The following is a 21048-nucleotide window of genomic DNA, read 5'->3' as shown; positions in this document are numbered from 1 at the left end:
ATTTGCGATTTGCCGCCGCGGGGCCGAAAGCCTCTGGAAAACCGGTTCTCAAATACCAGGATAGCCCTGGCGCGGATTTGCGCGCGCGGCGAACCGGTGCTGCGCGGCAGATCGCATCGGCCGCGGCCGGGTGGCGGATGGGCGATCCGGCGCGGTTGCGATGCCCGGGTAATGGTTCAGCAAGAACCGGGCCTGTTATTGCCGTACTCCAGCGGGCACGTATTGTAACTGAATCGCAAGCGGGCGCCGTATCGGGTCGATCCCCGTCGGCTGCGCCAATATCTTGAAAATATAACGCGCAAATCGCGAAAAAGCGATGACGGCGAAACCCTGCCCGGAAAAGCACCGCGCCCGCGCCACGGCCGCCCGGGCAGGCGGCCGCGCGCACGGCCCGCGCCGGCGCCCGAACACTCAGGCGAGACAGGCGTCGAGGCCGTCGGTGATCAGGTCCTGCGGCAGGTCGACACCGATGAACACCATCTTGTTGGTCTTCTTCTCGGCCGGCAGCCATTTCGCGGCGAGGTCGCTGCCCATCATCTGGTGCACGCCCTGGAACACGACCTTGCGGTCGACGCCCTTCATGTACAGCACGCCCTTGTAGCGCAGCATCCGCTCGCCGTAGATCTGGAGGATGCCGCCGAGGAAGTCTTCCAGCTTGTTCGGGTCGAACGGGCGGTCGTTGCGGTAGACGAACGACTTGATCTTGTCGTCGTGGTGCGCGTGGTGATGGTTGTGATGGCCGTGGCCGTGATCGTGCGCGCATTGACCGTGATCGTGGTCGCAATGCGCGTGATCGTGATCATGGTCGTGATCGTGATCGTGATCGTGATCGTGATGACCGTGCGCGTGGTCGTCCTCGGCGAGGAAGTCCGGGTCGATCTCGAGCTTCGCGTTCAGGTTGAAGCCGCGCAGGTCGAAGATTTCCTTGATGTCCGCTTCACCGAAGTTCACGACCTTGATCGTCGCCTTCGGGTTCATGTGCATCAGGCGGTGCTTGAGCGCCGCGACGGCCTGGTCGTCCACCAGGTCCGACTTCGTGATGAACAGGCGATCGGCGAAGCCGACCTGGCGCTGCACCACTTCGTGTTCGTCGAGCTGCGCGTTTGCATGCTTCGCGTCGACCAGCGTGATGATCGCGTCGAGCAGGAAGTCGTCGGCGATCTCGCTGTCGATGAAGAAGGTCTGCGCGACCGGGCCCGGATTCGCAAGGCCGGTCGTTTCGATCACGATGCGGTCGAAGTCGAGCTTGCCGTCGCGCTTCTTCGCGGCGAGATCGCCGAGCGCGCGTGCCAGGTCGCCGCGGATCGTGCAGCAGATGCAGCCGTTGCTCATCTGGATGATCTGCTCGTTCGTGTCCTGAACGAGGATCTCGTTGTCGATGTTTTCTTCGCCGAATTCGTTCTCGATCACGGCGATCTTCATGCCGTGCTGTTCGTTCAGGATGCGCTTGAGCAGCGTCGTCTTGCCGCTGCCGAGGAAGCCGGTGAGGATGGTGACGGGAGTGGCCATGTCGGTCGCCTGTGGTTCGTGAATCGGGGTCAAAACCAGGATGTGTGCGTCGCGCCGTCGACTGTCGAGCCGGGGCGCACAACCATCCATTGAAACATACCTGTCAAGCCCTCGCCCGTCGTCCGGACGACAGGCTCGAGCGCGGGGCCGCCAGCGGGAAACGGCCGGCGGACGCGGGTGTGCGCGTAGATCGGGGCGATCAGACGATTTGCAACAGCAGGCCCTTCAGATATTCGCCTTCCGGGAACGCGGCGAGCAGCGGGTGGTCGACGCCCGCACCCAGCCGCTTCAGGATCCGCGCGTCGACCTTCGCGTCGGCCGCCGCGCCCGCGACGATCTTCTGGAACAGATCCATGTCGATCGCGCCCGAGCACGAGTACGTGAAGAGCAGGCCGCCCGGACGCAGCAGCCGGAAGCCGCTGAGGTTGATGTCCTTGTATGCGCGCGATGCGCGCTCGACGCTGTCGCGGGTCGGCGCGAACTTCGGCGGATCGAGCACGATCAGGTCGAAGCGCTCGCCTTCGTCGACGAGGCGGCGCAGCGTCTTGAATGCGTCCGCATCGAGCCAGGTCGCGCGTTCGGCGTCGAAGCCGTTGGCCACGACGTTCTGTTGCGCGAGCGCGAGCGCGTCGCCCGACGAGTCGATCGACACCACGCGTTTTGCGCCGCCCTTGAGCGCCGCGAGCGAGAAGCCGCCCGTGTAGCAGAAGCAGTTGAGCACGTCGCGGCCGGCCGCGTATTGCGCGACGAGCGCGCGGTTGTCGCGCTGGTCGACGTAGAAGCCCGTCTTGTGGCCGTGCGGCACGTCGACGTGATAACGCACGCCGTTTTCGTTCGCGATCAGCGTCGCGGGCGGCGCGTCGCCGGCGAGCACGCCGGTCGTCTGCGCGAGCCCTTCCTTGTCGCGGATCGACACGTCCGAGCGCTCGTACACGTTCGGGCAGCCGGTCGCGCCGACGAGTGCCGCGACGATCGCGTCCTTCCACGCGTCGACGCCCGCGGCCATGAACTGGCACACCAGCTGGCCGCGCGGCGCGGCGCCGGGTGCGGCCGTATCCGCGACGTAGTAGTCGACGACCAGCCCGGGCAGCCCGTCGGCTTCGCCGAACACGAGCCGCACCGCGCCCGTGCCCGACACCATCGACGTGCGATGCGCGACCGCGCGCTGCACGCGGCGCTTGAAGAATGCGTGATCGATCGGCTCGTTCTCGTCGAAGCTCCACACGCGCACGCGGATCTGCGACTGCGGGCTGTACGCGCCGCGCGCGAGAAAGCGTCCGTCGTGCGCGCGCACGATCACGGTGGCGCCGGGCGCGGGCGTGCCGTCGACGCGGTCGATCGCATTGGCGTAGATCCACGGATGCCGGCGCAGCAGCGATTTGTCCCTGGACGGTCTGAGTGTGACGGTTTGCATGATCGGATCGAAAGAGGCCGCGGAGGGCGCCGGCCGTGGCCGGCCGCCGTGCGCGGCGGGTATGGCGGGATGCGCGTCAGTCGCGCTTCTTCGCGCGCGGATGCGCGCTGTCGTAAATTTTCGCGAGATGCTGGAAGTCGAGCGACGTATAAACCTGCGTCGCGGCGACGCTCGCGTGGCCCAGCAGCTCCTGCACCGCGCGCAGGTCGCCGCTCGACTGCAGCACGTGCGTGGCGAACGAGTGGCGCAGCACGTGCGGGTGGACATTGGCGGGAATGCCCGCGCTCAGCGCCGCACGCTTCACGCGGTCGCGCACGACGCCGGGTGCCATCCGGTTGCCGCGCACGGACACGAACAGCGGATGCGGATCGTGCTTCACGAATTCGTCGCGCACCGCGAGCCACGCGTTCAGCGCGTCGATCGCCTTGCGGCCGACCGGCACCTTGCGTTCCTTGTTGCCCTTGCCGCGCACGGTGACTTCCGCTTCGGCGAGATCGAGCCAGCCCGCCGAGCGGTAGCCGTCCGCCTCCGTGTACCTGACGTCGAGCCCGACCAGTTCGGCCAGGCGCAGCCCGGACGAATAGAACAGCTCGAGGATCGCGTGATCGCGGGTGCCTTCGGTCGTGCCGGCGAGCGGCGCGTCCATCAGTGCCGCTGCGTCGTCGACCGACAACGCCTTCGGCAGGGTTTTCGGGCGCTTCGGCGCGCGCACCGCGGCGACGGGGTTCGCGGGCATCTCGATGCGCTGCGCGAGCCAGCGGTAGAACGCGCGCCACGCGGACAGCCGGTGCGAGATCGAGCGCGCGGACAGCCCGCCGGCATGCGCGCGGGCGACCGCGCCGCGCATGTCGGCGGCCGTGAGCGCATCGAGCGGGCGGCCGGCGGCGAGCTTCTTCAGTTCGTCGAGTTCGTGCGTGTACGCGCGCAGCGTGTGTTCCGACAGCTGCCTGACGTGCTTCAGGTTCGACAGGTAGGCGGCGATCGGATCGTCGGTCATCGCGGGCGGTGGATCAGTGCGGCAGCAGGCGCGTGAGCGCCGCGCTCGCCAGCGTTGCGATCTGCGCGAGGAAGTCGGTCGCCATCCCGTCGTGAAAGCGGCGCGGATCGGGCGAGCCCAGCACGAGCAGGCCGAACGCCGGGGCGTCGGTGCCGGCGAGCGGCGCGCGCAGCGCGAGCAGCGCGACCGACGTGGCCGCGCCGTCGCCGGCCGGTGCGGCTTCGGCGCCTTCCGTCGCGGTCGCGGCCGGTGCCGGGAGCGCGGGCGCGAGCCACTGGGCCGCTTCGAAGCCTGTGTTCGCGCCGCAATACGGCGTCGACAGCCCGTTCGCGAACAGGCGCACTTCCTCGCCGACCTGGCGCGCGAAATCGGCCTGCGCGTAGGTGTCGGCGACGTCCCATACGCGCAGCGCCGTCTGCGGCACGTCGAACACGTCGGCGATGCCTTCGGCGATCGTGCGCGGCAGCGCGTACGGGTCGCGTTCCGCGATCACGCGCGCCGTCCAGCGGCTGAACTTCGCGGACAGGCTGTCGTTCTCGTGGCCGTAGCGCACCAGTTCGGCGAGCCGGCGCTCGAGATGCTTGTTCTTGTCGCGCAGCATCTCCATCTGCCGCTCCTGCAGCGAGATCGCGGCCTTGCCGTGCGGGTTCGCGAGACGGATCGTCGCGAGCAGTTCCGCGTGTTGCGCGAAGAATTCGGGATTGGCGAGCAGGTAGTCGGCGACTTCGCGATCGTTCATGTGGCTGGAGCGTTCAGTTATCAGGACGTTGAAGGGTCAGACGTTCAGGTCGATCTCGCCTTCGAACACGGTCGCGGCGGGCCCGGCCATCATCAGCGCGGCGGATTCGTCGCGCGCGCCGTCCCAGCTGATCGTCAGCGTGCCGCCATGCGTGTGCACGGTCACCGGCGAATCGAGCAGGCCGCGCCGGATGCCGGCCGCCACCGCCGCGCACGCGCCGGTGCCGCACGCGAGCGTCTCGCCCGCGCCGCGCTCGTACACGCGCAGCTTCACTTCGTGGCGCGACACGATCTGCATGAAGCCGGCATTCACCCGCTGCGGGAAGCGGGCGTGACGCTCGATCAGCGGGCCTTCGTCGAGCACCGGCCACGCTTCGGCATCGTCGACGACCTGCACCGCGTGCGGGTTGCCCATCGACACCGTCGAGATCCAGCGCGTATGGCCGCCGACGTCGAGCGGCCACAGCGTGTCGTTGCCTTCGGCGCGGCCGTCGAGCCCCGACGCGTCGAACGGCACGTGCGCCGGCGCGAACACGGGTGCGCCCATGTCGACGACGACTTCGCCGTCGTCCTGCATCGTCAGCGTGATCAAGCCCTTCATCACTTGCACGCGCACGCTGCGCTTGTCGGTCAGGCCGCGGTCGCGGACGAATTTCACGAAGCAGCGCGCGCCGTTGCCGCAATGTTCGACCTCGCCGCCGTCGCAATTGAAGATCCGGTACTTGAAATCCGCGCCGTCGACGGTCGGCTTCTCGACGAGCAGCAGTTGATCTGCGCCGATGCCGAAGTGTCGGTTGGCGAGCGCGCGCACCTGCGCGTCGGTGAGCGGCGGCAGCGCGCGCGAATAGCTGTCGAGCACGACGAAGTCGTTGCCCGCGCCGTGCATCTTGGTGAACGAGAGTTTCACTGGGTCCGGAATTCCATGGCGAACAGGGCGGTCGGCACGGTGGACGTGCGAGCCGGCCTCGCGGGCCGCGTCGTTCGTCGTGCTGATCTCAACCGCAAATGATACATGCAGCCGACAGGGGCGTCCTGCGCTGCGCGGGGTGTCGTTCGGGGCGCAGGCACGCCTCTGACGGCGCGCCCGCGGGTTCGACTCAGTAGAGGCTCGGCTCGCCGGGCGGGCGCGTCTTGAAGCGCTTGTGCACCCAGTAATACTGCTCGGGCATCAGCGGAATCTGCTCCTCGAGGAATTCGTTCATCCGCCGTGCGTCGAGATCGTCGTCGCCGGTCGGGTAGTTGTCCCACGGCTTGAATACCTTGAGCCGGTAGCCCTTGTAGTTCGGCAGCACCTCGCCGATGAACGGCACGACCTGCGCGCGGCCCGTTTTCGCGAGCCGGCCGACGGCCGTCAGCGTGCACGCCGGCACGCCGAAGAAGGGCACGAACGTCGAATTGCGCAGGCCGTAGTCCATGTCGGCGCCGAGCATCACGGGCTTGCGGTCGCGCAGCCAGCGCAGCACGACGCGCGCGCTGTCCGCGCGGCCGACCATCTCCGCGTCGAAGCGCCCGCGGGCCTTCTTCGCCTCTTCCTCGAGCACGGCATTCGAGAACGGCTGGTACAGCGACCCGCAGCGGCGCTGCAGCGAACGGTTCAGCCAGATCGAGCCGGCTTCGATGCCGACGAAATGCAGGCCCAGGAACAGCGTCGGCGGCAGGTCCGGATCGGTGAGGTCGACGGCGCTGTCGACCTGGATCAGCTTCGCGAGCTTGCGCTCGGAACCGAACCACTGGACGCTGCGCTCGACGTAGCTGCGGATCGCGTGGCGGAAATGCCGGCCGGCCACTTCTTCGCGCCGCTCGTCGCTCCAGTCGGGGAAGCAGAGTTTCAGATTGGTATGTACGATGCGCTTTCGCCGGCTGGGAATCTGGTACAGCAGCCAGCCGAGGCCGTCGCCGAACCGCGCGGTCAGGCCGTACGGCAGCAGGGCGAGCAGCTTCAGCAAGCCGATGGCGAGGTGCGTGCCGAGGCGGCCTAGCATGCGAAGTCTCCATGAGGCCGGCAGGCCGGCACGTTGCGAACAGGGGGGTAGGACAGCGGAAGATGCAGCACGGGCGGCGCTCTGTGACAATTCACGAAAGCCGCTATAATACGGGCTTCGCCGAGTTAACTGACAACTTGCGGGGCGAAGCCGGCTGGCGCGAAGCGCGCTGCCCGGTCCTGGTAATCCGCTAAAGCGTCGCCGCTTCAGGCCCAACGAAGCTGGCTACGTGAAACCAACCGTAACCACACAGGAGCCTGAAAAAGTGGCAAACGATTATCTCTTCACGTCCGAATCCGTCTCCGAAGGCCATCCGGACAAGGTCGCGGACCAAATCTCGGACGCGATTCTCGACGCCATCCTCGAGCAGGACAAATACTCCCGCGTTGCAGCCGAAACGCTGTGCAACACGGGTCTCGTCGTTCTGGCCGGTGAAATCACCACGACGGCCAACATCGACTACATCCAGATCGCGCGCGACACCATCAAGCGCATCGGCTACGACAACACCGACTACGGCATCGACTACAAGGGTTGCGCGGTGCTGGTCGCGTACGACAAGCAGTCGCCTGACATCGCGCAAGGCGTCGATCGCGCGCACGACGACAACCTCGATCAAGGCGCGGGCGACCAGGGTCTGATGTTCGGTTACGCATGCGACGAAACGCCGGAGCTGATGCCGCTGCCGATCTACCTGTCGCACCGTCTCGTCGAGCGCCAGGCGAGCCTGCGCCGCGACGGTCGCCTGCAGTGGCTGCGCCCGGACGCGAAGTCGCAGGTGACGGTCCGCTACGTCGACGGCAAGCCCGATTCGATCGATACCGTCGTGCTGTCGACGCAGCACGCACCGGACATCGAACTGCCGGCACTGCGCGAAGCCGTGATCGAGGAGATCATCAAGCCGACGCTGCCGGCCGAGCTGATCAAGGGCGACATCAAGTTCCTGGTGAACCCGACCGGCCGGTTCGTGATCGGCGGCCCGCAGGGCGACTGCGGCCTGACGGGCCGCAAGATCATCGTCGACACCTACGGCGGTGCCGCACCGCACGGCGGCGGCGCGTTCTCGGGCAAGGATCCGTCGAAGGTCGACCGTTCGGCTGCGTATGCCGGCCGTTACGTCGCGAAGAACATCGTCGCGGCAGGCCTCGCATCGCGCGCGCTGATCCAGGTGTCGTACGCGATCGGCGTCGCCGAGCCGACTTCGGTGATGGTCAATACGTTCGGCACGGGCCGCGTGTCGGATGCGGTGATCACGAAGCTCGTGCGCGAGCATTTCGACCTGCGTCCGAAGGGCATCATCAAGATGCTCGACCTGCTGCGCCCGATCTACGAGAAGACGGCAGCTTACGGCCACTTCGGCCGCGAAGAGCCGGAATTCTCGTGGGAAGCGACCGACAAGGCGCTCGCACTGGCCGAAGCGGCCGGCGTGGAGCCGACGGCTCGCGTCGCGTAAGCGTCGTCCTGCCATCGTCGGGCGTTGGCCCGGCAGCACTCCGGTCGAACCCGTGAAGTATCGATAGTGGTTGCGGCCAATAATGCCCCGTAAGTCGTGGACTTCCGGGGCATTGTCTTTTTCCCTTCTCAAAACGGCCATCGTGGCCGTTGACGGCGCGCGTTGATTCGTCCCGCTGGCCAACCATCTTCGCGCCGCCGCTTCTCGGGGCGTGTTGTTTTCGGCTTCGCAGACGAAATACGCGGGACTGTTTCGCCGTGCCGATAGAACACGCCTGCGCGATGACGGGCGAACGATGTACCGACGCGCGGTGAATTCAAGTATTCAATTTCGTTTCGATTTTCAATCAGGTCATTTATCGATCGAATCGATATTGATCGACGTCATGCTGAGCGATCTATTTATTTATCTCTAAATTGTTACAAATGTTGACATTCGTTGACGTTGACGGTCCGGTTTTCGAGAAGTAACTTTTCAAGTGACGGGTTGAAGCGAGTTGTGTTCGATCTGTCTGTAAATGGAAATCTTAATTTAATGGAGAGAATGATGGAATCGATTCAATCGAGTAATGAAAATGTCGCGGCCGAAGTGATGCGCTCCGAATACAACATCGATATCGCCGTGCCAGGCGAACCGGCTGATTTCACCGCTATCAACGTCGAGGGCTGCTTGAGCAGCTCCAGCGTGCTTGGCTGACCCGCGTAGAGATCAGCAGCAGGCGGGAGTGGAGGGTGCCTCCTGCTCCCGTCAGGGATAAGAGGCCGTCATGAAAAAAATCGAGGCAATGGATTTTCCGCTGTTCGTTAAATGGTATATCACGCAGCGATGCAATCTGCGTTGCACACACTGCTATTTGACGGACTATCAACGCGCTCCCGAATTTAATGAAATTGTGCCGATTATTGATTATCTCGGTGCGCGCGGCGTTTTCGGAATTGTCTTAATGGGCGGGGAGCCGGTTGCGAGAAACGATCTGGCTGAAATCGTCAGGAGAATCACTTCGCACGGGATGCGGTCGAAAATCGCGACCAATGCGACATTGATCGATACCGAGAAGGCGCACGAATTGGTCGACGCAGGTGGCATGCAGTATCAGGTCAGCCTCGAAAGCCCCGTGGCGGAGGAAAACGACGCCATTCGCGGCCCCAGGACATTTGCGCGCGCCGTCCGCGGGATTCGGGCGCTGGTCGACGCAGGCGCACGTATTCATCTCGCATTTACCCTGACCGGGGTCAATTATCGTCGGCTCGAAAGCATGTTCGAACTGGCGGCCGCCTTGGGGGTAACCGGCATCAAGTTGAATGCCTTTATCCCTATTGGGACCGGTCGATTGCTGGCTCGGCAACACTTGCTGTCACCCGACATGTGTCGAGAAATTGCGGAAGCCATCGTGCATCACTCGTCCCGATTTCCGGGGCTTGATGTCGAAGGGGGCGCCTTCGTGAAGCGGATACACATCTCGCCGAATCGGTCTTCCTCGGATGCGACTTTCGGATGCGGTGCGGGCACGACTTCGATGATCATCAATAGCGATCTCACCGTTTCGGCGTGCGACATGCTCGTCGAAGAGGACAGGACCAAGCAAGCCATCCGGTCGCCTGCGGATATAGACGCGATGTGGCGAGGTGACGCCTTGTTCCGGCGGTGGCGTGGGCAAGCTCAGGGGGAGCGCACACCGACAATCAGATCGTTCGATGACGTTCATCAACACGGTTGCCATGTCGCATTCAACGCCTACTCGCGCAATCTCTTTACATCGGAATCGTGATGACCGATGAGCTGAAGCGCTGGCGGCGCCTTTGCTATCTACAGGCATGCCTCGCTCTCGAAGCATTCTCGGCGCCCGTTCTCGTGTTTTTTTACACGTCCTATGCCGGATTCACGTTCGCCCAATACAGCTCGATCATTTCGCTGATCTTCGTTTTTTTGTGGTTGCTCGAGATTCCGACAGGCGTGCTTGCCGATCGGTATGGCAGAAAGTTCGCGCTGGTGACCGGCAACGTCGTGTATTTCGCCGCGATGGTTTGTCTGGTCCGCTACGGGCATCGGGCATCGCCGTGGCTGATCGCATTTCTGTTCGCATGCGGAGGGGCACTATCGAATGGAGCATTTCAGGCAATGATGTTCGACGCGTTCGCCGCATGCGGCCGAGATGCCGACTTTCACACCGTCAATGCTCGTGCGACGAGCGTGTCTTTGTTGTGCGGGGGGGCGGCTTCGGTAGTCGGTGGCTGGCTCGCGTCGCGCTCGCTCGCATTCCCGATGTATCTCGACATGGGCATTCTCGCCGCATTGACGTTGTCGTTTGCGCTTTGGATTCGTGAACCGGTGTACGAGCACCGATCGCGCCAGCCCGGGCTTGTCGAAATCGCGAGAGACGGCATTGCGACCACCATTTCATCCCGCGCTTTGCTGCGAGCCATTCTCGTAGCGGCTGTCACGTTCGCCTGTCTGCGGGCCGGCTTCAATTTTTATCAGCCGTTGCTGCAAGAGGGCGGCGCAGATGTCGAGGCCATCGGGTGGATATTCGCCGCGATGTACGGGTTTTCTTCAGCGGCAGCCTACGTGTTCAGCCACATACGCAAATCCGCGTTGTTGTCCCGTGTCCCGGCGACGGTCTTGATTCTCCTGTTCGCGGCGGCGGCTTGCGTGATCACCGTTCCGAATGCTTTCGCTTCGTTGGAATGGGTGTTGTTCTCGATCGCTTGTCACCAGATCGTCCGAGGCATGTATCCGTCATATGCCGCCTACTTGATTAACCGCTGTTTGCCCGGGGGGACAACCAACCGAACCACGATTCTGTCGGCGGCGTCTCTGGTCAGAGCGGTGTGTGCCGCGGTGTTCTTGTGGGGAAGCGGGATGATCGCGCAACGGATCGGATTCGCGAGCGCGTTCGTCATGTTGAGCGCGTCTACCGCGGTCTTGATTGGTTTGATTTCACTTTTTCGAGGTGATGTCGATGGCGAACGTATCGTCCCCGTTTCTCCCTCAAACGATTAGCCTCTACATCACGTATCGCTGCCAGTCGCGGTGCAGGCACTGCTTTCTGGTGGAGAACGACAAGATTGGCCGTTATGAGTTGCCGCTCGAGCAGTGCCTGGCGATTATCGACGAGGCGCGTGATCATCGGGCCTACATGCTCGTACTGTCAGGGGGCGAACCGCTTCTTCACCGCGATTTCGATTTGATCGTCGAATATGCGCGAACCGCCGGCCTGTTGCCGTTGGTCGGCCTGACCGGCGCCGGAGTCACGGACGAGCATGTCGAAACCCTTTGCAGGCATGGGATTCCGAGCGTTCAGGTCAGTCTCGACGGTGCAACCGCACGGTCTAACGACGCTATCCGCGGTGCCGGGAGTTTCAATGAGGTCGGGGATGCGATCGTCCGCTTGCGCGCGGCCGGACTGAAGGTCAACCTCGCCTTGTGCTTGCACGAACAAAACCGGGGCGAAGCGATGGCGTTGTTCGAGCATGCGTGGCGGCTGGGCGTCGCGCGAGTCAAGCTAGCCTTTTATGAATCGTCGGGGTCTTGCGCCGCATTTGAGCCGCTCACGCCCGGGATGAAGCGGGAGGTGTTGCAAGCCGCGTCGGCCTTCATGGACTGCAAAAGCGGCGACGGCTGGATTGCTTGCCCTACCCATGATGTCCGGACCGGTCGCGAGATTCGCCCGACCAGGCGCCTTCCTCCGCTCGTTATCGGCGCAGACGGAGAGCTTGCTGCCGGCGAATGGGGAGAGCGAATCGGCTCCTTGTCGGAGGGGGCGCTCGCCGAACAGTATTGCACTTTCGTTGCAGGCAAGCAGGCGGCGTTCTTCGAACGCGTTGTGCTTGATGCGGCGACGCAACATGGAATAGCAAGCGTGACGGTTGCCGGCCAGGATATCGGTGCAAATGCGCTCATTTATGAGCATGGCGGTCAGCGCCATATCGTCGTGAGCGAAAGAGTGGCGGGCGCCTTGAGATTCTTCACGACGCTGCACGAAATCGGCCATGTCGCGACGCGTACGCTAGCAACAGATCCGAGGCGTCATGCTTCTATCGACGTAGAGCGCCAGGTCAACCTGTGGGTGCTGGACATGCTGCGCGATCACATCTCGGCCGATTCGCTAGCCGAATACGTGGCAGCGGCTTCTCGTTCGGAGGCCGCGCTGTACAGGCTTGTGGATCAACGACTCGATAAAGACTTGACGAACTACTGGTGCTAGACCGGGGGGCTTATATGTACGAAATCAATCGAAACTTGATTGAGCGAAAGGCGGATCGCAGCTTCTTTGATGCCGCGCATTTTTTTGTATTCAAGTTCAACGCGAATGGTTATGCGATGATCGACGCGCTAGCCGGCGGACCGTTTCCACGAGAGCGTTTCGTGGCAATGTGCGAGGCGCTGGAAATGACCCGGGAAGCGACCGATGCGTTCTGGGACAAGTGCGTACGGCATCGAATCGTGGTTGAACCAGCGGGAACGGCGATGCCGGACAGATGCTGACGTGGACGGCGGTGCGACGCACCGACTTCGACTGACCCATCGAAGGGGCAAAACAGCGGGTGTACTCGAACGTATGAGATTGCGCATTGCGGACAGCATCGTCCGCAATGGCTTTCATGGGTGCTCAGCGTGCGCTAAACCCGAACCACCCATTGCTGGCCGCGAGGCGGCGCGGGCGGTTGATGCGCCGCTGCGGCCCGAGCGTGCGGCGCAGCGCGAGCGCGCGCAGCGACGACGGCTTCTGCAGCAGCGAGCGCAGGCCGGCGCGGCGCGCGAACGCCTGCGCGCTCATCATCGAAAAGAACGCGTGGAACCACGCGCGGATGCCGTCCAGCCGGCTGTGCGCGTGCGTGTGCTCGGCGAGCGCCTGCGTGCGTGCGCGGTGATGGCGCAGCGGGCGGGCGGGAGCGGAAGGCACGACGCGCTTGGCAGTGCGGTTGAAACGGGAAGTCAGACGGAATGGCATGTGAACGATGCTTCGCTTGTATGGATGGCGCCCTTGAAAAGCGCACTGGTATGAACGGCCTCGGATTGCACAACGGATCTTACCGAAAGTCGTTGCGCGCCGCGCCCGCCAGAATTGACAGGCCGCGACAGGCTACAAGGGTTTCGTGACGTGCAAAAGTCGCGATAAACCCTTGTGCCGCCGGCGTGTCGCCGCATACCGCCTGTCGCTGAGGCTCGCGCCGCGCCGCACAGTTCCCTTGCGCCAGATCAAATCGACGATTGGCATGCCCCTGCGCACGACAATGGCGCTGTTCGCGGCATCCGGCGCCGATTTACAATCGTCACATTCACACGATAAACGTCTGGCATCCCATGTCGTCTCCATTGCAGTCGGAATCGATCCGCGCGCAAGTCGCGGAATTGCGCGAACGCGGTTTCGTCGTCGCGCGCGGCCTCGTCGACGAGGCGCAGTGCGCGGCGCTCAGGCAGATCGCGGTGCGCCAGTTGCAAGAAGCGGCGGAGCCGATCGAGTTCGAGGCGGATTTGCGCTACCCGGGCGCACCCGAGTCGAAGCATGCGCCGGGCGGTCACACGGTGCGGCGGCTGCTCGACGCGTATACGCGCGACCCGGCGTTCGCGGAGCGCGCGATCGCGCCCGAAATCGGCGCGTGGATGCGCGAGTACTTCGGCGAGCAGCCGGTGCTGTCACGCGCGCATCACAACTGCATGATGACGAAGCATCCCGCGTACGGCAGCCTGACGGGCTGGCATCGCGACTTCCGCTACTGGTCGTTCGAACGCGCGGACATGGTCTCGGTGTGGCTCGCGCTCGGGCCGGAAACGAATGAAAACGGTGCACTCTGGCTGGTGCCGGGTTCGCACACGGCAGAATTCGGGCCGGAAGCGTTCGACGACGCGAAGTTCTTCCGCAGCGACCTGCCGGAAAACCGCAAGATGATCGATGCGGCAACCTGCCCGTCGCTGCAGACGGGCGACGTCGTGTTCTTCCACTGCAACACGCTGCATTCGGCGGGGCAGAACCGCTCCGACCAGGTGAAGTTCTCGCTCGTCTATACGTACCACGGCGTGAGCAACCGGCCGCTGCCTGGCACGCGTTCGGCGGCGAAGCCGGAAGTGCAGTTCTAGCAGCGTTCGGCGGCGAGGCGGCCGCGCCGGTTGTCCGATGCGGCACTGCGGCCGCGTGGGGGAGATGAACGAACGGGCGGCCTGGGCCGCCCGTTGCGTTTTGCGCAGCGCGCTCCTGCGATGCGGGCCGCCGCCGGATGTCGGGCGGCCGCGGCGCTCAGCGCTTGTTGGCGGGCATCGCGAGGCCGATCAGGCCGATCAGCGATGCGACGGCGCCGCCGGCGATCAGCAGGATCGTCTTCGTGGCGGGCGAGCCGGTGAAGAAGCGCGACACGTTGTCGTTGATCGAATGAAACGACTGGCCGCCGAAATACAGCAGCACGACGCCGCCGACCAGCAGCGCAACCGAGATGACCCGGGACATACCAACCTCGCTGTAACGGTGATTCGAGACGCCGCAGTGTAGGCGACGCACGCGGCCGCGTCCATTGCCGTGCGCGCTTCGGCTACGTTCGATACCATAACCGTCGTACGTTTCCCTCGCCGCCGCGTGCGATGTTCGCGCGTGGCGCGCGTCCCACCCCGACGTCTTCACGGAATCGACTCATGGCCTACGAAGCAGCTTCCGAACGTTATGCCGACATGCAATACCGCACCTGCGGCAAATCCGGGCTCAAACTGCCCGCCCTGTCGCTCGGTCTGTGGCACAACTTCGGCGACTCGACGCCGATCGCCACGCAGCGCGAGATCCTGCGCACCGCCTTCGACCTCGGCATCAATCACTTCGACCTGGCGAACAACTACGGGCCGCCGTACGGCAGCGCCGAGACCAATTTCGGCAGGTTGCTGAAGGAAGATTTCCGCCCATACCGCGACGAACTGCTGATCTCGACGAAAGCCGGCTGGGACATGTGGCCGGGGCCGTACGGCAGCGGCGGCGGATCGCGCAAGTACGTGCTGGCGAGCCTCGACCAGAGCCTGCAGCGGATGGGTCTCGATTACGTCGACATCTTCTATTCGCACCGCTTCGACGCGCACACGCCGCTCGAGGAAACCGCCGGCGCGCTCGCATCGGCCGTGCAGCAGGGCAAGGCGCTGTACATCGGCATCTCGTCGTATTCGGCCGCGAAGACGCGCGAGATGGCCGAACTGCTCGCGCAGTACAAGGTGCCGCTGCTGATTCACCAGCCGTCGTACAACATGCTGAACCGCTGGATCGAGCAGGATCTGCTCGGCACGCTGGACGACATCGGCGCGGGCAGCATCGCATTCACGCCGCTCGCGCAGGGGCTGCTGACATCCAAATACCTGAACGGCGTGCCGGCCGATGCGCGCGTGAACAAGCCGGGCGGCGGTTCGCTGAAGCAGGAGCATCTGAGCGCGGACAACCTCGAGCATGTGCGCAAGCTCAACGGCATCGCGCAACGGCGCGGGCAGAGCCTCGCACAGATGGCGCTCGCGTGGGTGCTGCGCAATGGCCGCGTGACGTCCGCGCTGATCGGCGCGAGCCGTGCGGAGCAGGTGCGCGAAAACGTCGGCGCGCTGAAGAATCTCGACTTCTCGGCCGACGAACTTGCGGAGATCGATCGCTACGCGACCGAGGGCGGCATCAATCTGTGGGAAAAGCCCTCCACCGATCAGGCAATCTGAGCGGCATCGAGCATTGTCGATACGGGATGCGAACCAACACATCCCGTATTGCTGCGCACGCACACACGAACGGTTACGCTGCTGCGATGCAGCGGCGTGACCGGTGCACGTCAACGCCCGCTAGAGCAGCGCAGGCAGGCCTTCGACGAGCAATACCGCTACGCCGACGCCGAGGATCACGCCGAGCGCGCGCAACAGGTTGTGGCGGAATTCGGTTGCGCACGGCACCGCGCCGAGAAATAGCGCGCCGGCCAGCGCCATCGGAATCAACAGGATGAAGTCGCCGATCGTGAAATAGGTCGTCATGCGTGTCTCCGTAGCCGGCCGGAACAGGCGCACGCGCGTCTTCCAGCTCCATGCCGGGCATTTCTCATGTTGCGCCGCCCCCGATTGCGAACGGGGCGGTCAATTCGAGTATAGGCAACCTCGCCGCGTTTTTCGCTATCCGAACCATTAAAAGTATGCGGAAAACCCGCGCAATTTCGCGTTTTTCCGGCAAGCCGGACGAATGCCTTGCACCATTCTTTCCCGCTCCTTTCGGTTTGCGCCGAAAAATCGCGCACATGTCGATGCGGGCCGCCGCGTCCGCCGGCGCGGCGGCCCGTTCGCTTACGCGCGATCCGCTCGCGCGCGAACGGCCGGCGTGCGGAACACGAGCGCGAGCCCCGCGACGATCGCGCCCATGCCGACGAGTGCGAGCGGCTCCGGCCGGTTGCCGGGCCAGACCGCGTCCATCAGCGTGGTGACGACGGGCACGAGATAGAACAGGCTCGTCACGTTGACGAGATCGCCGCGTTGCATCAGCCGGTAGAAGAGCAACTGCGCGATCACCGAGATCACGATGCCGAGCCACAGCAGCGAGACGACGAGTGCCCAACCGATGTCGAGCGAGACCGGCCGCGACGGCAGGATCGCCACGCACAGCGCGAGGCCGATCGCGTTCTGCAGCGGCAGCACGTCGGCAGGCGCCGCGTGCATGCGCTTTTGCAGCAGCGAGCCGGCGGTCAGCGCGACGAGCGCCGTGAGCGCGCAGGCGACACCCGTGACCGGCAAGCCGGCACCGCCTACGCCCCGGCACACGACGAGCGCGAGGCCGGCCAGCGACAGCGCGAGCCCGGCGACGCGCATCGGTCGCCAGCGACGCTCGACGATTGCCAGCGTGAGGATCGGCTGAACGCCGAGGATCGTCGCCAGCACGCCCGGTGCGATCCCGCGCTCGAGCGCGAGCAGATAGAAGATCGAATAGCCGCCCATCATCAGCAGGCCGGTCATTGCGGCCATGCGTCGCACGCCGCGCGGCGGCAGCCAGCGTCCGCGCATGATGGCCGGCACGAGCAGCACGAGTGACGCGAGCGCGAATCGCGCGGTGAGGAAGACGAACGCGGATGCGTGACGCAGACCGAGTTCAGCGAAGATCGCGCCGCTGCTCCACAGCAACACGAAGAGCGACGTCACGCCATGCGCGGCGAGCGCGCGTTTGAGCGAAACCATGTGAATTCACCTGTCGAACGGATCGAAACGTTCCATGTCGCGCGCGCGGCAACGCGCCGTGCGCGACGGCGCACGAACGGTTGCGGACGAACGAATGGAAAACGGGAAACCGAAAGCCGGCCGGTCAGCCGACGCGTGCCGCCGGCGGGGGCGGCGCGGCGCCGACGAGCGGCGGTGCGACAGGAGGAGGGAGGACCGACGGATGCGCGCACGCCTGCGGCCGCGAGTCGAACTGCGGCCGGGATGTTGCGAGGGCGGACGTGGGCGATTGCATCGTGTCGTAATGCGCTTGAACGCGAATGAGCGTCAAAGGTAACGCAGGGCGGCCGTCTCGCGCAACACCTTGCGCGGAAGCCGGCGCCGCGCGCGTGGCCGGATTCGGCGGACGGTCACATTCGACAGGGTATGATGGGGGTATCCGCTCGTGCAAGCGCACGCGCGGCGCAGTGGTTGATTGGAGACATTCGACGAATTCGCGGCACTTCGCCCGCTTCTTCTTCTTTTCGCGCTTCGATAAACCGTGAACAATGGGATCACGCGCAACACCCCGGCGAGGGCGGCGCGGATCGTGCATTTGCCGGCTCGCCAGCGAGCCGGGATTCAAGTTTCAAGAGTGGGGAACCATCATGCATGTCGGGTCGATTGTCTGCACTACCCATATCGCGGTGCCGAAGGGCGCGCGCGGCATCGTCCAGCGCGTTCTGGGCGACATGGCCATGGTGACCTGGTACGCGGGCGTGCCGGGCGAGTCGAAGGAACTCAACACCGAGCCGTTCTTTCTCGAGGACCTGATCGACACCGGCGAATCCGTGCTGCCGGCCGGCGCCGCGATCCACTGAGCGCGCGTGCCGCACCGGACGCTCGTGTTTCGGCGCGGCTGACGGCACAATGCGGGGCATGAAAGACGTCACTTCCGCCCCCGCAGCTCCCGCCGGCCCGCCGTTCGCCGGTCTCACGCCCGAGTGCGTGCTCGACGCGCTCGACAGCGTGCTGATGCCGGCCGGGCTGCGCACCGACGGGCGCCTGCTCGCGCTCAACAGCTACGAAAACCGCGTCTACCAGGTCGGTATCGAGGACGGCCCGCCCGTCGTCGCGAAGTTCTATCGGCCCGCGCGCTGGTCGGACGAAGCGATCCTGGAAGAACACGCGTTCGTCGCCGAACTCGCCGCACGCGAGATTCCGGCGGTGCCCGCGCGCGTCATCGACGGCCGCACGCTGCACGCGTTCGACGGTTTCCGCTTCTCCATCTTCGAGCGGCGCGGCGGCCGTGCGCCCGACCTCGACCGCAGCGACACGCTCGAATGGCTCGGCCGCTTCATCGGCCGGATTCACGCGGTGGGTGCGACGCAGCCGTATGTCGCGCGCCCCGTGCTCGACATCCGCACGTTCGGCTACGAGCCGCGCGACTACCTGCTCGCGCACGATTTCCTTCCCGCCGACGTGCGGCCCGCCTACGAGACGGCGGTGGCGCTCGCGCTCGAAGGCGTCGAGGCCGCGTTCGAGCGTGCCGGCGAGATCCGCCTGCTGCGCACGCACGGCGACTGTCATCCGAGCAACGTGCTGTGGACCGACGCGGGCCCGCATTTCGTCGACTTCGACGACAGCCGGATGGCGCCCGCCGTCCAGGATCTGTGGCTGCTGCTGCCGGGCGATCGCGAAGGCGCGTCGCGCGCGCTCGCGGACCTGCTCGCCGGTTATGAGGACTTCTGCGAATTCGAGCCGCGCGAGCTGCATCTGATCGAGGCGCTGCGCACGCTGCGCTTGATCCACTACGCGGCCTGGCTCGCGCGACGCTGGGACGACCCGGCGTTTCCCGCCGCGTTCCCGTGGTTCAACACGCATCGCTACTGGGAAGCACGCGTGCTCGAACTGCGCGAGCAGATCGGCGCGATGCAGGAAGGGCCGCTCTGGCCCGTATGACGGCGCGCGCGGCGGCATCGCCGCGCGGCATTCGGATGCGGAGCGCCGCGTGTGGCGCCGCCCGCCACGCGTCGCTCAGAACTTCAGCATCATCTTGATCACCGCGGCGAAGCGCTTGCCGTAAGGCGGCGCGATCAGCCCGCGGGTATTCAGGCGCGCCTGCGTGAGCACGGGCTTCATCTTCGAGAACGTCACGAAGCCGTCGTAGCCGTGATACGCGCCCATTCCGCTCGCGCCGACGCCGCCGAACGGCAAGCTGCCGCACGCGATGTGCAGCAACGCATCGTTGACCGTCACGCCGCCGGAGACCGTTTCGCGCATCACGCGCTCGACCGTGCCGCCATCCTCGTCGAACAGGTACAGCGCGAGCGGTCGCGGACGCGCATTCACGTATGCGATCGCTTCGTCGAGCCGTTCGTACGGCACGAGCGGCAGCAGCGGCCCGAAGATTTCCTCCTGCATGAGCTGCGACGCGGCCGGCACCTGCGTGAGCGCACACGGCACGAACCTGCGCGACGCGGGATCGGACGGCGCATCCGACAACGGATGCAGTTGCGCGCCGGCCGCCTGCGCATCGGCCGCGAGCTGTTGCAGCCGCGCGTAATGGCGCGGCGACACGATCGTCGTGTAGTCGCCGTTGGTCGACAGGTCCGGATACAGCTTCGCGAAACGCGCACGCGCGCGCTCGATGAACGCGGCTTCCATCCCGCGCGGCAGCAGCACGTAGTCGGGCGCGATGCAGGTCTGGCCCGCGTTCAGCGTCTTGCCGCCGATGATCGCGTCGACGGCCGCGTCGAAGCGCGCATTCGGGCCGATGATCGCGGGCGACTTGCCGCCGAGTTCGAGCGTGACGGGCGTGAGATTGTCGGCCGCGGCGCGCATCACGTGGCGGCCGACGTGCGTCGAGCCGGTAAACAGCAGATGATCGAACGGCAGCGCGGTGAACGCGGCGCCGATCTGCGCATCGCCGTTCACGACCGCGACGTGGTCGCGCGAGAACGTCTTCGCGATCAGCTGCTCGAACAGCGCGGACGTGCGCGGCGTCAGTTCGGACATCTTGACGATCGCGCGGTTGCCGGCGGCGAGCGCGCAGATCAGCGGCCCGGCCGCGAGCAGGATCGGATAGTTCCACGGCACGACGATGCCGACCACGCCGAGCGGCTGCGGCAGCACCTTCGCGCGTGCCGGCCGCAGCCACTTGTTCATCGGCTTGCGGATCGGCTTCATCCAGCGCTTGCCGTGCTTGAGCGCATCGTCGATCTCTTCCTTCGCCATCCAGATTTCCGACAGCAGCACTTCCTGCTTCGCGCGATGCCCGAAGTCGGCGCTGATCGCATCGGCAAGCGCATCCGCGTGATCGATCAGCATCGTGCGCAGCGCGCGCAAGTGCTGCGCGCGGGTGTCCCACTCCGGGTACGGCGCGCGCAGGTAGGCCGCGCGCTGGTCGCGCAGCAGCGACGTCAGCGCATCGACCGACGGCAGCGCTTGCGGGGCCAGTTCGGGCATGTCGTTCTTCATGTCGTCTCCTCCAGTTGGGCGTGGCACGCGGGCCAGCAGTCAGGCCGCACGTACCCGCTCGGTGAGCGTGGCGGGGCGGGTCAGGATGGCGCGCATCGCATGGCAGGGTGCCGGATGCGATGCACGGTCGAAAACAGCGCGTTGAACGCGGCAAGCGTCGCATCCGCGCGACGGTGTTCGGGCGCGAAAACGGGATTGCACGGTTCGCGGGTACGGCCGCATGCAATCTCTTGCCGGCACTCGACGGCGCGTGGCGCGCACCTGAGCGTGCACCGAAGCAGCGCAGCGTGACGCGCGCGGCGACGCGCACATCGGCACGCTGAGCCGCGCGTGCGACGAGCCGTCCAAACGGTCGGCG

At 65.2% G+C, this 21048-nt stretch carries 21 protein-coding genes; 10 read left to right on the top strand and 11 right to left on the bottom strand.

All coding sequences use genetic code 11. The annotated features are described in order from the left end of the window. Positions 1–411 precede the first annotated feature (411 nt). The 6 genes from WS51_RS25815 to lpxL form a co-directional block, all read right to left on the bottom strand. Positions 412–1509 (bottom strand): CobW family GTP-binding protein, encoded by a 1098-nt coding sequence (locus tag WS51_RS25815; RefSeq protein ID WP_069229943.1) that lies wholly within the window; start codon positions 1507–1509, stop codon positions 412–414. 199 nt (positions 1510–1708) lie between these two features. Next, complete coding sequence (locus WS51_RS25810) at positions 1709–2923, bottom strand: class I SAM-dependent rRNA methyltransferase (protein WP_059771762.1); 1215 nt, start codon at positions 2921–2923, stop codon at positions 1709–1711. Between the two features lie 76 nt (positions 2924–2999). Continuing rightward, positions 3000–3920, bottom strand: a complete 921-nt coding sequence (gene xerC / locus WS51_RS25805; RefSeq protein ID WP_069229942.1) for a tyrosine recombinase XerC — start codon at positions 3918–3920, stop codon at positions 3000–3002. Positions 3921–3933: 13 nt separating this feature from the next. Beyond that, positions 3934–4659, bottom strand: coding sequence for a DUF484 family protein (locus WS51_RS25800; RefSeq protein WP_059504473.1), 726 nt, complete (start codon positions 4657–4659; stop codon positions 3934–3936). A gap of 36 nt (positions 4660–4695) precedes the next feature. Beyond that, positions 4696–5565 (bottom strand): diaminopimelate epimerase, encoded by an 870-nt coding sequence (gene dapF, locus WS51_RS25795; protein ID WP_059542573.1) that lies wholly within the window; start codon positions 5563–5565, stop codon positions 4696–4698. Between the two features lie 190 nt (positions 5566–5755). Then, a complete protein-coding gene (gene lpxL / locus WS51_RS25790) occupies positions 5756–6640 on the bottom strand; it encodes a lauroyl acyltransferase LpxL (RefSeq protein ID WP_059448446.1) in 885 nt (294 codons plus the stop codon). Between the two features lie 265 nt (positions 6641–6905). On the opposite strand from lpxL, the gene metK reads away from it, so the two are divergent. The 6 genes from metK (at position 6906) to WS51_RS32235 (ending at position 12578) form a co-directional block, all read left to right on the top strand. Then, on the top strand, positions 6906–8093 hold the full coding sequence (metK, locus tag WS51_RS25785) for a methionine adenosyltransferase (RefSeq protein WP_011546455.1): 1188 nt from the start codon (positions 6906–6908) through the stop codon (positions 8091–8093). 546 nt (positions 8094–8639) lie between these two features. Continuing rightward, positions 8640–8789: a hypothetical protein gene (locus WS51_RS32240; protein WP_155630629.1), complete on the top strand. Its 150-nt coding sequence runs from the start codon at positions 8640–8642 to the stop codon at positions 8787–8789. Positions 8790–8859: 70 nt separating this feature from the next. Beyond that, entirely contained in the window at positions 8860–9861 is a 1002-nt protein-coding gene (locus WS51_RS25780) for a radical SAM protein (RefSeq protein ID WP_081333604.1), read from the top strand. Further along, positions 9861–11093, top strand: a complete 1233-nt coding sequence (locus WS51_RS25775) for an MFS transporter (protein ID WP_069229940.1) — start codon at positions 9861–9863, stop codon at positions 11091–11093. The genes WS51_RS25780 and WS51_RS25775 overlap by 1 nt, the downstream gene beginning before the upstream one ends. After that, the gene (locus tag WS51_RS25770; protein WP_167358005.1) at positions 11053–12297 is read left to right on the top strand and encodes a radical SAM protein; all 1245 of its coding nucleotides are present in this window, start codon (positions 11053–11055) and stop codon (positions 12295–12297) included. The genes WS51_RS25775 and WS51_RS25770 overlap by 41 nt, the downstream gene beginning before the upstream one ends. Before the next feature lie 14 nt (positions 12298–12311). Beyond that, positions 12312–12578, top strand: a complete 267-nt coding sequence (locus WS51_RS32235) for a hypothetical protein (protein WP_147956650.1) — start codon at positions 12312–12314, stop codon at positions 12576–12578. A gap of 124 nt (positions 12579–12702) precedes the next feature. On the opposite strand, the gene WS51_RS25765 is transcribed toward WS51_RS32235, so the two are convergent. After that, positions 12703–13044 carry a hypothetical protein gene (locus tag WS51_RS25765; protein ID WP_059448447.1) on the bottom strand — a complete coding sequence of 114 codons (342 nt, stop codon included), beginning with the start codon at positions 13042–13044 and terminating at the stop codon, positions 12703–12705. Positions 13045–13397: 353 nt separating this feature from the next. Here WS51_RS25765 and WS51_RS25760 point away from each other — a divergent pair, with 353 nt between their 5' ends. Continuing rightward, positions 13398–14171, top strand: coding sequence for a phytanoyl-CoA dioxygenase family protein (locus tag WS51_RS25760; RefSeq protein ID WP_059504477.1), 774 nt, complete (start codon positions 13398–13400; stop codon positions 14169–14171). Between the two features lie 157 nt (positions 14172–14328). Here the strand turns inward: WS51_RS25760 and WS51_RS25755 are convergent, their stop codons facing one another. Next, positions 14329–14535 carry a DUF3185 family protein gene (locus WS51_RS25755; RefSeq protein WP_059448449.1) on the bottom strand — a complete coding sequence of 69 codons (207 nt, stop codon included), beginning with the start codon at positions 14533–14535 and terminating at the stop codon, positions 14329–14331. A gap of 182 nt (positions 14536–14717) precedes the next feature. Here WS51_RS25755 and mgrA point away from each other — a divergent pair, with 182 nt between their 5' ends. Further along, on the top strand, positions 14718–15761 hold the full coding sequence (gene mgrA, locus WS51_RS25750) for an L-glyceraldehyde 3-phosphate reductase (protein ID WP_059448450.1): 1044 nt from the start codon (positions 14718–14720) through the stop codon (positions 15759–15761). 120 nt (positions 15762–15881) lie between these two features. Here mgrA and WS51_RS25745 read toward each other — a convergent pair whose 3' ends face one another. Together WS51_RS25745 and WS51_RS25740 are read right to left on the bottom strand one after the other, a co-directional pair. Continuing rightward, entirely contained in the window at positions 15882–16067 is a 186-nt protein-coding gene (locus WS51_RS25745; RefSeq protein WP_059448451.1) for a hypothetical protein, read from the bottom strand. A gap of 303 nt (positions 16068–16370) precedes the next feature. Then, complete coding sequence (locus tag WS51_RS25740; protein ID WP_069229938.1) at positions 16371–17252, bottom strand: DMT family transporter; 882 nt, start codon at positions 17250–17252, stop codon at positions 16371–16373. 626 nt (positions 17253–17878) lie between these two features. On the opposite strand from WS51_RS25740, the gene WS51_RS25735 reads away from it, so the two are divergent. Together WS51_RS25735 and WS51_RS25730 are read left to right on the top strand one after the other, a co-directional pair. Next, positions 17879–18091, top strand: coding sequence for a hypothetical protein (locus tag WS51_RS25735; RefSeq protein ID WP_011886311.1), 213 nt, complete (start codon positions 17879–17881; stop codon positions 18089–18091). A 58-nt stretch (positions 18092–18149) separates the two neighbouring features. Then, a complete protein-coding gene (locus WS51_RS25730) occupies positions 18150–19172 on the top strand; it encodes a serine/threonine protein kinase (RefSeq protein WP_414132999.1) in 1023 nt (340 codons plus the stop codon). 75 nt (positions 19173–19247) lie between these two features. Here the strand turns inward: WS51_RS25730 and WS51_RS25725 are convergent, their stop codons facing one another. Further along, positions 19248–20690, bottom strand: a complete 1443-nt coding sequence (locus tag WS51_RS25725; RefSeq protein WP_069229937.1) for a coniferyl aldehyde dehydrogenase — start codon at positions 20688–20690, stop codon at positions 19248–19250. Positions 20691–21048 lie beyond the last annotated feature (358 nt).

The organism is Burkholderia territorii (assembly GCF_001718335.1).
Lineage (GTDB): Bacteria > Pseudomonadota > Gammaproteobacteria > Burkholderiales > Burkholderiaceae > Burkholderia > Burkholderia territorii.
The sequence above is the reverse complement of the archived record's forward strand: the minus strand, read 5'-3'. Positions and strand labels throughout refer to the sequence as shown.